Source organism: Candidatus Nitrospira bockiana, from assembly GCF_965152565.1.
In genome coordinates this window covers 916,285-930,683 of record NZ_OZ224215.1, presented here as the reverse complement: position 1 = coordinate 930,683, position 14,399 = coordinate 916,285, and the positions used below count along the sequence as shown (strand labels likewise).

Here is a 14,399-nt window from a genome sequence, read left to right as displayed (position 1 = left end):
CGCCGCTTGTCTCGGCGGTGGCCGGCAGCGGGCTTCAGAGCAGGGTGTGAGCCAGCGTCTGCCATGAGGCGAACGGCAGAGCAGCCGGAACCGACCGTTTGGGTCTTTACTTCTTGGCCGGTGAGGACGGCGTCGTGGGGGAAGCGGGCGGCGTGGATTGGGTCGGGGAGTCGGCCGGCGTCGTCTTCACTTCCAACGCCTTCGCGCGGACGGCGGCTTCGGCGGAAAACGGCGAGTTGGGATAGCTCTTCATCAGCTCCTGATAGCGCGCGAGCGCCCCTTCCGGACGTGACTGACTTTCCTCGATCTTCCCCAGCTCATACAGGACCTGATCCTTGTTCAGCGTGCCGGGGGTCTCCAGGGCGAGTGTGAAGGACTTCACGGCGCTGTTCACGTCGCCCTTGAGCAGTTGGGCATAGGCGAGCCGCTGGAGCACGAGCCCAAGCAGGGGCTTGTTGTCCGGGTAGGCGGCCAGGAACTTCTGGTAGGCGTCGATCGCGCCCGTCAGGTCTTTCGCATCCATCAAGGCGTTGCCGAGATGGAACAAGGCAAGCGGTGCGCTCGACGTTCGCGGGTACTGCTCCAACACCTGCCGGTAGCGTGCGATCGCCTCCTTGAGGTTCTGCTCCGCCTGCTCGGGCTTCTCGATCGGCCGATCCAAATAGAGCGCCGTCGCCTCTCGTTCGAGATCGCGCGCGCGCTCGCGGTTCCGCTGATCGAACCAGACGATGCCGCCGATGATCAGGCCGGCGATCACGACGACCGCAACCGCGATCACCACCGGCGCGCGATGCTCCTGCAGCCAGAGGCCGAGGCGCTCCATCCCGCTCAGCAGTTGGGCTTCGTCGGGCGTCGTGCTTTTCGTTGGGATACGGATACGATAGGACATGGGAAAACGGTGCCTTATACAGGGTTGGTGAAGGCCTTGTCAATCAAGGGGGTCCAAGGACGTGCGTGAGGACCGAGCGTTCGCCAGCGCCTCGGTTTGCATGGCAAGGGTTCCTCGAGGGGATCGCCCGGCTGCATTGACACCTGCGAGAGCCGAGTATAGCGTACGCTCAGGGACGCGCGTGTTCGAGGACCACCTCCGACAACTCAAGGAATCCCACCTGCTCCGTCACCTGCGGGTGGTCGGCTCGGCGCCGGGCCCCGTCACACGCTTCGACGGACGTTCCGTCGTCCTGCTCGCCTCCAACGACTATTTGGGACTCGCCGCTGACCCGCGGCTGAAAGAAGCGGCCATCTGTGCCGTCAGGGAATTCGGAGTGGGCACGGGCGCATCACGCCTGCTCTGCGGGACTCTGGTTCCCCACGCCGACCTGGAGCAGGCGCTCGCCGCGTTCAAGGAGACCGAAGCGGCACTCGTCTTTTCTTCGGGCTACGCCGCGAACCTCGGCCTCATTCCGGCTCTCGTGCGGCCCGGGGACCTCGTCCTGGCCGATCGCCTCTGCCATGCGAGCTTGCTCGACGGCTGCCGGCTCAGCGGAGCCCGGCTCCGGGTCTTCCGCCACAACGACGTCGCACACTTGGACGAACTGCTCGCACGCCACGCCGGACCCCGGCCGGCCTTGATCGTCACGGAAGGGGTTTTCAGTATGGATGGGGATGCGGCCTCGCTCCCCGAGATCGTCGAGTGTGCCGAGCGCCGCGGCGCGCTCCTCTTGGTGGATGACGCACACGGCACCGGCGTGATGGGAGCCCACGGACGCGGGACGATCGAGCACTTTGGCCTGACCGCCCGCATCCCCTTTCACATGGGGACCCTGAGCAAGGCGATCGGAGCAAGCGGCGGCTACGTCGCGGGCGACCGCTCCTTCATCGATTACGTCATCAACACCGCGCGCTCGTTCATCTATTCGACCGCCCCGCCCCCGTCCATCGCCGCAGCCGCCACTGAAGCCCTCCGGCTGCTTCAGGCCGAACCCGAGCGCCGAGCACGCCTGTGGGCCAATCGAGCGTACCTTCATGACGGCCTGCGGGCCCTGGGATTTCAGATACCCGGCACCGTCAGCCCCATTCTCCCCGTCATCATCGGCGATGCCCGACTGGCCCTCCGGTTCGCCGATCGGCTCCTGGCCCATGGGATCTATGCGCCGGCCATTCGCCCCCCGACCGTTCCCAAGAGCACCAGTCGGATTCGTGTGAGCGTCACCGCCTCGCACACGCGCGAGCACCTGGACGCAGCGCTCGCCGCCTTCCAAAAAGCAGGCCAAGAGCTGGGTCTCCTTCATTAGACAGAACTCAAACCTACGTTATACTTACAGTGGCTCGGCTTGGACCGCCAGAGGGGCGGCCCACTGTGAGGAGGGACAATGGACATCGCTCAGCTCTTGACCTTCGGCGTCCAGCAGGGAGCGTCGGATTGCCATCTCAGCTCCGGGGAGCCGCCCATGCTTCGCCTCAACGGCGAAATGAAAAAACTCGACCACCCGCCGCTCAGCAAACAAGAAGTCCATTCGATGGTCTACGACATCATGAACGATGCGCAACGTCGCCTCTTCGAAGAGCATCACGAGTGCGACTTCTCGTTCGAGATGGGCGAGCTGGCGAGGTTTCGCGTCAACGTCTTCATGCAGCTCCGGGGAGAGGGGGCCGTCTTTCGAACCATTCCGACGAAAATCCTTCCGCTCGAGCAGTTGAACATGCCGCCGATCGTCCGGCAGTTGTGCGACAAGGAAAAGGGATTGATCCTGGTCACCGGCCCGACGGGATCCGGTAAGTCGACCACCTTGGCGGCCATGATCAACTACCTGAACGAGACGTACGAAGGCCACATCATCACGATCGAAGACCCGATCGAATTCGTCCACAAGTCCAAGAAGTGCCTGATCAACCAGCGGGAGCTCGGCTCCCATACCCACTCGTTTGCGAACGCGCTCCGCTCGGCGCTCCGCGAAGACCCGGACATCATTCTCGTCGGCGAAATGCGGGACCTGGAGACGATTCAGCTCGCGCTGACCGCCGCCGAGACGGGCCACCTGGTCTTCGGGACGCTCCATACCTCGAGTGCCTATAAAACCGTGGACCGCGTCATCGACGTCTTCCCCCCGAATCAGCAGGCGCAGATCCGTGCCCAGTTCGCCGAATCGATCGAAGGGATCATGACCCAGACGTTGCTGAAGCGGAAGACGGGAGGGCGCGTGGCGGCGCTTGAAATTCTCGTGGCGACGACGGCGGTCCGCAATCTCATCCGGGAAGCCAAGCTCCACCAGATTCCGGGCATCATGCAGGCCAGCCAGAAGGACGGCATGCAGACGATGGACATGGCGCTGATCGACCTCGCCACGCGCGGGCTCGTGACGAAGGCGGAGGCGCAGTCCCGCAGCATGAACCCCAATCTGCTCGCCGGCACCGCCATCGGCGCCGCCTGACCGCCGGCACGTCCGCGCCTGCTTCGGAGGATCCATGCCGCTCGAAATTCGCCAACTGCTCAAGGTCATGGTGGACCGCGACGCCTCCGACCTCTATCTGACCGCGGATCTCGCCCCCAACTATCGCATCCAAGGAGTGGTGCAGCCGATCGGGGACGCCCCGCTGAGCAATGAACAGCTCGAAGCCCTCGCGCTGGCCATCATGCGAGAACGCCAACGTAAAGAGTTCGAAGAATCCATGGAAATGAACCTGGCCCTCTACTATCCGGACCTGGGCCGTTTCCGTGTCAACATCTTCCGCCAACGCGGCAACGTCGGCATCGTCATCCGACAGATCAAGGTCGAGATCCAACCGATCGACAAGCTCGGTCTGCCGCCCGTCCTCAAAGATATCGCCATGACGAAACGCGGGCTCGCGCTCTTCGTGGGATCCACGGGCTCGGGGAAATCCACCTCGCTGGCGGCCATGATCGACTATCGCAACGAGCGGACCCCGGGGCACATCATTTCCGTCGAGGACCCGATCGAGTTCGTGCATCGTCACAAGAAATCCGTCGTCACCCAACGGGAAGTCGGCTTCGACACGCAGTCCTACGAGGCGGCCCTCAAGAACACGCTCCGTCAGGCGCCGGACGTGATCCTCATCGGTGAAATCCGGGACAAGGAAACGATGGAGGCGGCCATCACGTTCGCCGAGACGGGCCATCTGTGCTTGAGCACGTTGCACGCGAACAACGCCAACCAGGCGATCGAGCGCATCATGAATTTTTTCCCGCCGGAGCGGCACCAGCAAATCTACCTGCAGCTCTCCCTCAACCTGCGGGCGATCATTTCGCAACGCTTGATCCCCTCGCTCGACGGCAAACGTGTGGCCGCCTGCGAGATCCTCATGGACACGCCGAGAGCCAAGGATCTGATCAAGAAGGGACAGGTCGATCTGCTCAAGGAGGCGATGGAACAGGGGGTTCAGGAGGGCTCGCAGACGTTCGATCAAGTCCTGTTCGAGCTCTATGCCGCCGGGAAGATCAGCCTGGAGCAGGCGCTGATCAACGCAGACAGCGCCAACAACCTCCGGGTCAAGATCAAGCTGGCCGGGCTGAAAGCCGATGATGACGGCCCGGCCGTTCCCGCCTCAGGCGCCAAGGTGCCTGGCCGGTCGGGTTCGCTTCAGATCAAAGGCGCGCAGCCGTTCAAGTGATCGTTCGGCTCCACGCCGCCCCTCACGGCTTCGTGTCATCGTCCACCAGCGACTCGAGATAGCTCCCCATCTTATCCAGCGCCCCGGCGCTCAACTTCCGTCCATACCAGCGCGGCATCACGAAATCCGGATAGCCGGGCACCACGTAGACCCCTGGAGCGAGGATCGATTCGATGATGTATTCCCGGACCGTCCTCGCCTCTCCTCGATAACCCGGGTCGGACAAGCGGGCGGGACCAGTCCGGCCCAAGACGAGCTTGGGCCCGACCTTGCCATCCGCGCCCGGGATGCCCGGGATCGTATGACACACGACGCACCCGCCGCGAGTGAACAACTGATCGACAGACTCCTCGCCGGTGGCGAGAGGCACCATGGCGGGATCGAGCCGGGGGGCGGCCGCAGGCTTGGGGGGCCTTGTATGCCAGAGAATGGAGGCGATCGACAGGACAAGGACAAAGCCGGCGATGATCCACGTCCACTTCCGTTCCCGCGCCTCGCTCGCGGGTCCCGTCACTCCGCCCATTTGATGGTACAGCCGATCGCATGGGTGACCGGCTCGGCCGGCTCCGCACCGCCAAGCAGGGCGTCGAGCGCGTCGCGAAGATACCGTCGCCGCACCGCCTCCGGCCGTTGCCAATTGTCATCGATCTTGCCCGTATAGCGCAGCCGCCGTTCCCGATCGAAGACGAAGAGCTGCGGTGTATGGGTGGCGCCGTAGGCGTGAGCCGTCCGTTGATCGGCATCCCGCAGGTAGGGGAAGGGAAAGGCCTTGGCCGACGCGCGGGCGATCATCTCCGGAAAGCTGTCCTCGGGATAGCCGACCTCGTCGTTGGAATTGATCGCGACCACCTGCACCCCGCGCGGCCCATACTCCTGCTGAAGTGCGATCAACCGGTCTTCATAGGCTTGGACGTAAGGACAATGGTTGCAGGAAAAGACGACGACGAGGACGGGCATGCCGGCATAGTCGGTCAACCGGTGGATTCGGCCGTCGACTCCCGGCAGGGTGAAGTCAGGCGCCCGGTCCCCGATCTTCACGACCGATCACCCCCAACGGTTTCCAGCCGGTCGGCTCGGCTCTCACTTGGCATCCATCGCACAGCGAAACCCGATCGTCGTGTCGCGAAAGTCGGGATGGGCGGAGAAACGGGCCGTGACACGGAGACTGCGCGGCGGGTCTCCCCAGGAGCCGCCCCGTATGACTTTCTTCTCGCCCGATTCAGGCCCTTTGGGATCTTCCTTCGAACTCTTGGCGTAGTACTCACGATCGTACCAGTCGGCCACCCATTCAGCGGCATTCCCGGCCATATGGAACAGGCCGTACGGACTCTTCCCGCCTTCTTTGAGCCCGTGACGGATGCTCATGCCTTCCAGGCCGCTCGTCACCGGAACCAACGTAATCGGATAACTCACCCACAGCCCGCGGTTGTAGTTGGCGATGTCGACGAACGGCTGCATGTCGCCCCAGGGGAAACGGCGCTTGTCCGTGCCTCGTGCCGCCTTCTCCCATTCGGCCTCTGTCGGGAGACGCTTCCCCGCCCACCGGCAGTACGCGTTGGCGTCTTCCCAGTCCACACCGACGACGGGACGGTCTGCGGCGGTCGTGACGGCCTCCTCATCCCATGACGGAGGTGGGGCGTGATCCGTCGCCTCGAGAAACTTGGCGTAGCGGCCGATCGTCACCTCGAACTGATCGATGTAGTAGCTTTTCAGCTTCACGACGTGCTCGGGGAACTCGTTCGGGTTGCCTTGATACCAGTTCGAGCCGACGTCTTCCGTCCCCATAACAAACTCGCCCTCGGGGATCAGCACCATCGGCGCCCCATCCTTTCCGGTCACCACCGTCCCTGCAGAATTGCTATTGGGACCGCCTCCGGATTCCGCGGCATCCAACGAATGGCCCGACGTTAAGAACACGATGAAACAGAGCAAACCCATGACGTAAATGTAGCTCGATCGGGATGTATGCATCGCCGCCTCCTTCAGCTCCACGCTGGCTGATTCTACCTCCATGTTGCGACGGAACCAAGAGAAAGCGTACCTGAGCCGAATCGACCGGCCTCAGAAGCAGCACCGAAGAGCTCGGTCGCACGCGGGGGCCGCGACCGCCGTTCAAGATCCACGTATCCTCCGAAAGACGGATTGCGCCCCGTATTTCGCCTGTCTATATTTCCGCGTCGCCGAACGTGACGAGTGTCGATCGACACCGCTACCAGCCCAGGGTCGCGGCGATTACAGACAGCCATCCTCTCACAACACATTCTCTGGAACGAGACTGAATGGTGCACCGTCGGTCATTCTTGCGTGGGGCATGGGCGAAGGCGCGCGGGGTGGAAGCGCCCCCAGACGTGAATCAGACGCCGACGGCGATCGTAAAGGTCGCCAAAACCCATATCCTGGCCTCAGCGCTGTCATGGATCGGCTCCTTGCTCGGGCTCGGCACGGTCGGCTTCATTGCCGCGAAGGCGTCGTTCCCGCTCCTGATCGCTCCGTTCGGAGCCTCCGCGGTCCTGCTCTTTTCCGCCTATGAGAGTCCCTTGGCCCAGCCGCGCAACATGATCTTCGGTCATGCGCTCTCCGCCCTCATCGGGGTCGCGGTGGCATTGATTGGGGTGCAATATTATGGGGACAGCCATCTCCTCCACGGCTATCTCTGGGTGGCCAGCGCCGTGGCGACCGCGATCTTCCTCATGCAAGTGCTCCACATCACCCATCCGCCGGCCGGGGCCACGGCGCTGCTCGCCTCGTCCACGATCACCCGCTATGACGACGCGGTGAACTTCGTCAATCTCGTCATTCTCGGGTCCTTGATCCTGCTCACCGTCGCGCTGCTCTTCAACAACCTGGTTCCCCAGCGCCATTACCCCAAGCGTTGGTAGGTGCAGGATCCCCTGATCCGAAGTTCTCCGTCTACTTGCGCACGGAGGCACGGCTGATATACTACGCCTCCTCCATGCTCATCGGCAGTTGTGCATGACGCCCCGACTCTTCCACCGACAGCCGCTTCACGTCCGACCGTGCGGTGAAAGCGGCGCAAGCCCATGACCCCTCCCCTGACCGGCTGTCGCCGCCGGTGGTGGCTGCCCTTCGCGTTGGTCTTCCTCGTCGCCTGCAGCGACGACCAGTCACACGTGGAATCGACGCTTCCGGAGTACACCCGCGCCAAGCCGCTCCGCAGCGTCCTGCACATCGCAAGCTCGGAAGTCTTGGGGAGCTTGGTACGCGAATGGGTGGCCGGGTTTCGACAACACCATCCCGAGCTGCGGGTGTCGTTGGAGGTGGCGGGCTCGAAGCAGGCGGCATTGGCGCTCGCGGGCGGCGCCGTGGATCTGGCCGCCCTTTCGAGGGAGATCACCCAGGACGAAGCCGACCGTTTCGTTCAGGCCCACGGCTATGCCCCCACCGCTCTCCTCATCGGTCGCGACGCCGTGACGGTGTACGTGCACGATGAGAATCCGATCACGGCGCTGACCCTGGCCCAACTCGATGCCGTGTTTTCCACGACTCGGCTGGCCGGCTACCCCAGGCGGATCACGACCTGGACGGATCTCGGGCTGAGCGGCGACTGGGCGGGTGCCCCGATTCATCTCTACGGCCTCGAGGCCAGCTCGAGTACGTCCTTGTTCTTTCAGGAGACCGTCTTACTTGGCGGCTCGTACAAGCCGGACATGCAGGTTCTGCCCAGTTCGACCATGCTCGTTTCGGCCATCCTCGTCGACCGATTCGGGATTGGATTCGGTCCCATTGCTCACAATCGTCCCGGCGTGCGAGCCCTCCCGCTCGCCCTCACCCTGGGGCAGGCGCCGGTCTCGCCGTCCCAGCAGTCCGTCGACGACGGATCCTATCCGCTTTCCCGTCAACTCTACGTCTACGTCAACCGTTCTCCGACCTTGCCCCCGCCCCTGCCGATCGTGGAGTTCCTCGATTACATCCGAAGCCGCGAAGGACACCGCGCACTCGTCGGACACGGGTTCTTCCCGGTCCCGTTGCAGTGACAAACAATTCGCTAGGCGCGAAGAGCGGCCCGAAGCGTGTCGACGACCTGTTGGGCGGTGAACGGCTTCCGGAGTATCGCGAAGGTGTTTTCCGGCAGTCGCTCCCAGATGACGTCGGGAAACCCGGTGATGAGAATCACCGGCACGTCCGGCGCCAGATGCGAGATGGCCGGCAAGAGCACCGAGCCCTTGGCGCACGACAGGAGGAGATCCGTGATGACGGCATCCCAGCGGGACGCCGAGAGGTGAGCGAGTGCGTCCTCCGCGTTCGCAACCGAGACGATCTCCGCGTCTTCCATTCGAAACGCAATCGCCTCCGGAAGGGCGGCGAGGAGGGCATGGTCATCATCGATCAACAGCACCCGCGGCATGGATCAAGTCTATCGCATAGGTGGGATCATGGATGAATGGGCCGTGAAGGGGTGATGAAATGTTGATGAAGACGATGAGCGGCAAGAATCCATACCAGGGGGTTGTTCGTAGGACCAGAGCCGGCAGACATCGACTCTCCGTCCGGTCATCCTTGCTCGGCCTCGCCGAACATTCATCAAGGCTTCACAGAAGGGGGAGAAAGGATGACCTACTCACGTGTCTTCAAGCGGATCGCCGTGGTGCTGGTGTGGTCGTGCTGTTCCGCGGTCAACGCGTTCGCACTCCCGTCATGGGTGGACTATATCCCCGAAACCCCGCGCACGGACATCTACTACGATTTTCGTTCGCTCGTGGAATCCAAGCCGAACTACATCCCGCCTGCCTATCAACGTCTGGCGGTCGGCGCGATGGACATGTGGAGCCGGGTCGCGGACGTCAATTTCATTCGGAATCCTTGGGCGCCCTCCGCCCACATCATCAACATTGGAATGAGCTGGGTGGACGGCCCCGCCGGCATCCTGGGCCAAGGCGGGTACCGATACCTCACGATCGCGGGGGAACGACGGATCTTGAGCGGCTTCGTGCTGCTGGACGGGAGTGAGCGATGGGACGCCGTCTTCGGGAACGGAGATCAGCCGGGCACGTTCGACCTGTTCACGGTGTTCGCCCATGAAGTCGGACACGCCTTGGGATTGGAGCACACAAGTACCCCCGGGGACGTCATGTATACCTACTACTCGGGTGAGAAGATCGGTCCGTCCTTGGGAGACGTGACGCAAATCCGTGCCGCGTATGGCAGCGCCGCGTTCGGCGTGGCCTCGACGATGACCGGGACCTCGCTGAGTGCCGTGACCGCCGTGCCCGAGCCATCCACCGTGTTCCTCCTTGGCTCCGGAATCGGCGCCCTCGTGGCTTACCGTCTTCGGCACCGTCGCACACCAAGGTCGAGCGGCCAAAGCCGCCCCGAGCCATAGTGAGCATTCAGCAGGAGCCGTGCAGAGCGGGCCCGACACGCCTGCGCGGGCTGGCTGAACCCAGCGAAGGTGTGGGGCGAGGCGCACACGAAGCATCGGGCCATGACGGGGTGACCGATAGGGTGATCGAGGCCCCGGACCGTTCCATTCAAGCACCGAAGGGTAACTGCGGCCAGCGTCGCAAATAAGCTGGCCCTGTTCATTCTTGTACGCCGTTTCCGCTCACCCGCCGCGCGTTTCCCTATTACTTCACGGTCTTACGCATGGCTTGCTCATTGCCTCCTGCAACGCTATCACTGTGCGCCTCAGGAGGAGGACAGACCGTGGAAGATCGACGTAGGGCCTCCCGATATCCCATCAATTGCCTTGTTTCCTTATCAGGTCCAGCGTCTGGTGGTGCCTCGCTGGCAAATCTGTCACGTCGTGGGTGTTTAATTACCGGCCATTCACCGGCACTCACCCTCGGCCTTCAAGTTCAGTTATCAATTCACTTGCCGGTTATCGTCCTCCCATTGCTCGTGGATGTTGCCGTTGTTCGGTGGATTGGTGAGTACCAAGCGGGGATGGAATTTCTTGTAATGTCGCTCCAAGAACAGTCCCGCCTTCGGTTCTATTTGGACACGCTGGCCTATCAAGGAGCTTAAGCCAATCAGAACCGTGGACTCCCGGAGGAACACATGAACGCAGCACCTCATATGCTCAGTCAGTCCGTTGTCGCCCTCGCATTGGTCGGCGCCTTGTTAGCTCTGTGGTACCACGTTAAGGTCAGTACGGGCGATACGGCCACCGGCACGAACCGGCGGCGTTCACCGCGCCATCCCCTCGTCCTTTCCCTGCAGGTGGCTGGGAATGGAAACGCTAGTACGGGCTTGACGCACGACGTATCCCTTCTGGGCTGCAGGATCAACAGCGACCTTCCAGCGAAGCCAGGGCAACGCGTGGCGGTACACCTGCATCCGCCAGGGGAGGCGCCGATCGTGATCGAAACGGCGACCATCCGGTGGGCAAAGGAGGAAGAATTCGGCGTGCAGTTCGTGGCGCTACGGCCGGAGCACCGGCAGCGACTCCGGCGCCTTCTGGACGCAGTCCGCACGGGAGCTTAAGTCTCGTCACCCTGATCAAGAAGTAGTCAGAAAGCCTCCAGGGTCTTAGGCAAGAGGACTTGAATGCCACGTAGAATTGCCAGCCAATGAGGTCTCGCAGCATAATGAGCCATGACTCGCAAGCGTGGTCTCCGGCATGCCAAGAATACGCCACGGCGAGGAGACCGCTGCAAATGTGGCCACCCAAGGGCGCTACACAAGAGTTCTCCCCCCAGGAAGCACACGGGACGATGCTTCATGTGCTCGTGCCGGTCGTTCAAAGTAGTACCTCGCCAAAGTAAGCCCGGTCACGCCTGATATTTCCAGCACCACGGCTCGCCGCAGCATTCCACTTGATGTGGCTCTAGAGATCGAGTAGGCTTATCAAGCAAACTACTACTTAGCCATGAAAGACATCCGCAAAGAAGTTGCCGAGTTGACCCGCTGCTTCGACATCCTTCTTAACAGCAAGGAAATGGAGACGCCACTGAATGAGAAGGAACGCGGACTGCTCGAAGCTTACATCACCCGCTTTTGTCAGAAGATGAACCTGCCCTGCGAGCATCACAAAGGTCAACAACCGACCACTGAGTGATGCTCCTGCCCGCCTGTCGAGTTCAGCGGAAATCAGCTCTTCCCTCGCACTCTTCCCTCCACCTTGCTCCGTTCATGGCTCGCCTTGTATCGTTGATAGACGCTGTGGCCGTGAGTCTTCTCATGCTCGTGAACCTTCGTCCTATGAGTCAGTGACCACTCCTCGCCGCAGTCATCGCATACAAAAACCCAATCATCGTCCGGGTTGGTCATGGCAGGCCTCCGTGCTACGCGATGCTAACCAGAGCGCCCGTGTTGGGAAGCGTCCCACCCTGAAGTCGTCTGTCGGGAAAGGGCCGACAGTCGAAAACTTCCAAGTACCCAAGGGCTCCACCTCTTAAGCTCCAACAGCACCTACACCAAGCACACTAACGGCTGGCTGTCATCAAGCCTTGGAGACGGTTAGCGGAAGGCAATGGGATGGCCGAGCGGACAGCCAGAATGATGCACGAACCGGTTAGGAGGCAAGTTGCGGACTTCGTAGCGTCATGCGACATGCTGGTCCACAGGGGTGAGATTGAAGCACCGTTTACCAGTCGTGAACGCGAGTTGATCCTGAAGTACATGGAGCGGATCTGCGAGAGGCTGGAGCGACCGGGAGGCTTGAAGACGCGACCGCGTCGCCTGAAAACCGTAGACATGGGACACCCGAAACCGTAGACGTGGCCTCGGCTGTCCCTTTGCGTGGCTATAAGTAATTTAAAAACAATAAGTTGGCGTCCCCAACGGGATTTGAACCCGTGTTGCCGGCTTGAAAGGCCGACGTCCTAGGCCAGGCTAGACGATGGGGACGCTGACAGGACGTGGACTCTAACAAATCGCGACGAGAGGAGTCAAACCAAGAGACCCGAGGCTGCTCTTTCCCAATCAACCGGAGCGCGAGCGCCTACAATCTCCCTTCGTCCAATTCGATGACATCCGCCCAGGTCGTCACTGCAGGCAGGTCGCTCACCGCGACTCCTCGCTTGGCCGCCACGTCGGCGAGTCGAGCCGCAAACCGCTGTCGCGCCCCCTCATCCTTGGGTTTACCGGTCAGGACCCGTTCATTCCACGCCCGAATCTCCTCGTCGCTGAGGAGGCGGCCGCGGCGCTTGACCCAGGCGAGGATCTCCTCGTCGCTTCCGCCTTCGAGAACGCGGCGTTCCATGTCGGTGCCGGGGATGCCCAAGAGATCCAGGAGATATTTGTCGAAGCCGGTCGAGAGATAGTTGTAGTCTTGAATCCGCCCGGCGTGCCGCAATCGGATCTTGTCGATCAAGCGAGCGAGATGGGCGATCCCGCCCAGCAACAGCTTCGGGCTTCGTGGATAGGTCATCTCCGTCATCTGTCTCCGCTCCTTTCGGTCTACACGTCTGTCCTGCGTCTCCACCGCCCGTGCTCCGATGGTCTCCAGGAAGATCACCGGCCAAGCTGCCGCTGAGTCCACGCAGGTCGATTGAACCTGGCGGCGAAAGCGCTCGACCTCCACGCCCATGTACCTGGAGGGAAAGGCCGCCAACCGCTCACTCCCCCGCCGGTAGAGCCGGCGGGCCGCGTCTTCGACTCCCATCGTGCGTTTCAGATTCGCCGCCGCGACCTGGATCAGTGCGCGATAAAAGCGACCGGGCTCCGACGTCCGTCCTGCCGCGTTCCACAGCTCTTCCAACACTTCATGCGACTCCCACCAGTACCCGAAGTTGTACAGGTCGACGGCATACACGTACGCCGCATTGTCGCGCCAGCGTGAAGGATCACACGCAATCGTTCTGGCTTCTCCCTGGTTCAACGGCTCGGCCGGCCGGCCGGGGCGGTCCGTTCTTCCCGGTACATACCGGGAACCCGGCAGGGCTCGGGAGGAATAGCGAGGCGGCATCGGAGATGAGAGCCTCGGATCGGCAGACGAATGTGGATCGTGCTGGGTCACGCCCATCGCCTGGCAGAGCTGAACTGGAACACGAGCGTACCATGCCGACCGACACCAGTCAGCGCGCACGTCCCGGCTGATCGTTTTAGGCCCTTGCGTACGCAGTGAGAGCGGAGTAGGCTACCGTTGTCTTTCATTCCTTTGATTCCACGTCATGAAAGGAGGGGGCTATGGCACTGCGGTTAGGCGACGAAGCGCCGAACTTCACGGCGGAGACGACGGAAGGCACGATTAACTTCCATGAATGGTTGGGCAATGGCTGGGGGATCCTCTTCTCCCACCCCAAGGATTTCACCCCGGTCTGCACCACCGAATTGGGCACCATGGCGCGGATCATGCCGGAGTTCAAGAAGCGGAACGTGAAGGTCCTCGCGATCAGCGTCGACCCGATCGATTCCCACAAGGGCTGGATCAAGGACATCAATGAGACCCAGAACTGCACCGTGAGCTATCCGATCATCGCGGACCCGGACCGCAAGGTGGCGCAGCTCTACGATATGATTCACCCCAATGCACTCGACAACCTCACCGTCCGCTCCGTGTTCATCATCGGGCCGGACAAGAAAATCAAGCTGATGCTGACCTATCCCGCCTCCACCGGTCGGAATTTCGATGAGCTCTTGCGCGTGGTGGACTCGCTCCAACTGACCGCGAATTACAAGGTCGCGACACCGGCCAACTGGCGACACGGCGAAGACTGCATCATCACGCCCGCGGTCTCCGACGATGAAGCCAAGAAACTCTTCCCGAAGGGGTGGAAAGCGGTCAAGCCCTATCTGCGCTACACTCCGCAGCCGACCAAGTAAGGGTCCGAATCGAGGCACTTCCAAGGAGCCGCGCCCGCGGCTCCTTTTTTTATCCGCACACTCTCTCTCACCCTTCTCCCCATTACCCCTCTACCCCATACCCC

The 14,399-nt window shown here is 62.0% G+C and carries 16 protein-coding genes and 1 tRNA gene; 10 read left to right on the top strand and 7 right to left on the bottom strand.

Going from position 1 to position 14,399, the window contains the following annotated elements:
* Positions 1–106 precede the first annotated feature (106 nt).
* Positions 107–889: a tetratricopeptide repeat protein gene (locus ACWHYV_RS04740; protein ID WP_447979506.1), complete on the bottom strand. Its 783-nt coding sequence runs from the start codon at positions 887–889 to the stop codon at positions 107–109.
* 181 nt (positions 890–1,070) lie between these two features.
* Between ACWHYV_RS04740 and bioF the strand changes: the two genes are divergently transcribed.
* From bioF to ACWHYV_RS04725, 3 genes are all read left to right on the top strand, one after another.
* Complete coding sequence (bioF, locus tag ACWHYV_RS04735; protein ID WP_447979505.1) at positions 1,071–2,234, top strand: 8-amino-7-oxononanoate synthase; 1,164 nt, start codon at positions 1,071–1,073, stop codon at positions 2,232–2,234.
* A gap of 78 nt (positions 2,235–2,312) precedes the next feature.
* Entirely contained in the window at positions 2,313–3,371 is a 1,059-nt protein-coding gene (locus tag ACWHYV_RS04730; RefSeq protein ID WP_447979504.1) for a type IV pilus twitching motility protein PilT, read from the top strand.
* Between the two features lie 34 nt (positions 3,372–3,405).
* Complete coding sequence (locus ACWHYV_RS04725; RefSeq protein ID WP_447979503.1) at positions 3,406–4,569, top strand: PilT/PilU family type 4a pilus ATPase; 1,164 nt, start codon at positions 3,406–3,408, stop codon at positions 4,567–4,569.
* A 22-nt stretch (positions 4,570–4,591) separates the two neighbouring features.
* On the opposite strand, the gene ACWHYV_RS04720 is transcribed toward ACWHYV_RS04725, so the two are convergent.
* The 3 genes from ACWHYV_RS04720 to ACWHYV_RS04710 are packed head-to-tail and all read right to left on the bottom strand — an operon-like array spanning position 4,592 to position 6,540.
* Positions 4,592–5,083: a hypothetical protein gene (locus ACWHYV_RS04720; protein WP_447979502.1), complete on the bottom strand. Its 492-nt coding sequence runs from the start codon at positions 5,081–5,083 to the stop codon at positions 4,592–4,594.
* Entirely contained in the window at positions 5,080–5,607 is a 528-nt protein-coding gene (locus ACWHYV_RS04715) for a thioredoxin family protein (RefSeq protein WP_447979501.1), read from the bottom strand. The genes ACWHYV_RS04720 and ACWHYV_RS04715 overlap by 4 nt, the downstream gene beginning before the upstream one ends.
* Positions 5,608–5,649: 42 nt before the next feature.
* The gene (locus tag ACWHYV_RS04710; protein ID WP_447979500.1) at positions 5,650–6,540 is read right to left on the bottom strand and encodes a formylglycine-generating enzyme family protein; all 891 of its coding nucleotides are present in this window, start codon (positions 6,538–6,540) and stop codon (positions 5,650–5,652) included.
* A gap of 308 nt (positions 6,541–6,848) precedes the next feature.
* Between ACWHYV_RS04710 and ACWHYV_RS04705 the strand changes: the two genes are divergently transcribed.
* Both ACWHYV_RS04705 and ACWHYV_RS04700 read left to right on the top strand, forming a co-directional pair.
* Positions 6,849–7,448 carry an HPP family protein gene (locus tag ACWHYV_RS04705; RefSeq protein WP_447979499.1) on the top strand — a complete coding sequence of 200 codons (600 nt, stop codon included), beginning with the start codon at positions 6,849–6,851 and terminating at the stop codon, positions 7,446–7,448.
* 162 nt (positions 7,449–7,610) lie between these two features.
* A complete protein-coding gene (locus tag ACWHYV_RS04700) occupies positions 7,611–8,564 on the top strand; it encodes a PstS family phosphate ABC transporter substrate-binding protein (protein WP_447979498.1) in 954 nt (317 codons plus the stop codon).
* 11 nt (positions 8,565–8,575) lie between these two features.
* Here the strand turns inward: ACWHYV_RS04700 and ACWHYV_RS04695 are convergent, their stop codons facing one another.
* Entirely contained in the window at positions 8,576–8,935 is a 360-nt protein-coding gene (locus tag ACWHYV_RS04695; protein WP_447979497.1) for a response regulator, read from the bottom strand.
* 204 nt (positions 8,936–9,139) lie between these two features.
* Between ACWHYV_RS04695 and ACWHYV_RS04690 the strand changes: the two genes are divergently transcribed.
* From ACWHYV_RS04690 to ACWHYV_RS04675, 4 genes are all read left to right on the top strand, one after another.
* Complete coding sequence (locus ACWHYV_RS04690) at positions 9,140–9,910, top strand: matrixin family metalloprotease (protein ID WP_447979496.1); 771 nt, start codon at positions 9,140–9,142, stop codon at positions 9,908–9,910.
* A gap of 263 nt (positions 9,911–10,173) precedes the next feature.
* Positions 10,174–10,554 carry a PilZ domain-containing protein gene (locus ACWHYV_RS04685; protein WP_447979495.1) on the top strand — a complete coding sequence of 127 codons (381 nt, stop codon included), beginning with the start codon at positions 10,174–10,176 and terminating at the stop codon, positions 10,552–10,554.
* Positions 10,555–10,587: 33 nt separating this feature from the next.
* Positions 10,588–11,013, top strand: a complete 426-nt coding sequence (locus tag ACWHYV_RS04680) for a PilZ domain-containing protein (protein ID WP_447979494.1) — start codon at positions 10,588–10,590, stop codon at positions 11,011–11,013.
* A 385-nt stretch (positions 11,014–11,398) separates the two neighbouring features.
* Positions 11,399–11,587 carry a hypothetical protein gene (locus ACWHYV_RS04675; protein WP_447979493.1) on the top strand — a complete coding sequence of 63 codons (189 nt, stop codon included), beginning with the start codon at positions 11,399–11,401 and terminating at the stop codon, positions 11,585–11,587.
* 713 nt (positions 11,588–12,300) lie between these two features.
* On the opposite strand, the gene ACWHYV_RS04670 is transcribed toward ACWHYV_RS04675, so the two are convergent.
* A tRNA-Glu gene (locus ACWHYV_RS04670) sits at positions 12,301–12,378 on the bottom strand.
* 94 nt (positions 12,379–12,472) lie between these two features.
* Positions 12,473–13,438: a DUF309 domain-containing protein gene (locus ACWHYV_RS04665; protein ID WP_447979492.1), complete on the bottom strand. Its 966-nt coding sequence runs from the start codon at positions 13,436–13,438 to the stop codon at positions 12,473–12,475.
* A 221-nt stretch (positions 13,439–13,659) separates the two neighbouring features.
* Here ACWHYV_RS04665 and ACWHYV_RS04660 point away from each other — a divergent pair, with 221 nt between their 5' ends.
* A complete protein-coding gene (locus ACWHYV_RS04660; protein WP_447979491.1) occupies positions 13,660–14,295 on the top strand; it encodes a peroxiredoxin in 636 nt (211 codons plus the stop codon).
* The last annotated feature ends 104 nt before the right edge of the window (positions 14,296–14,399 follow it).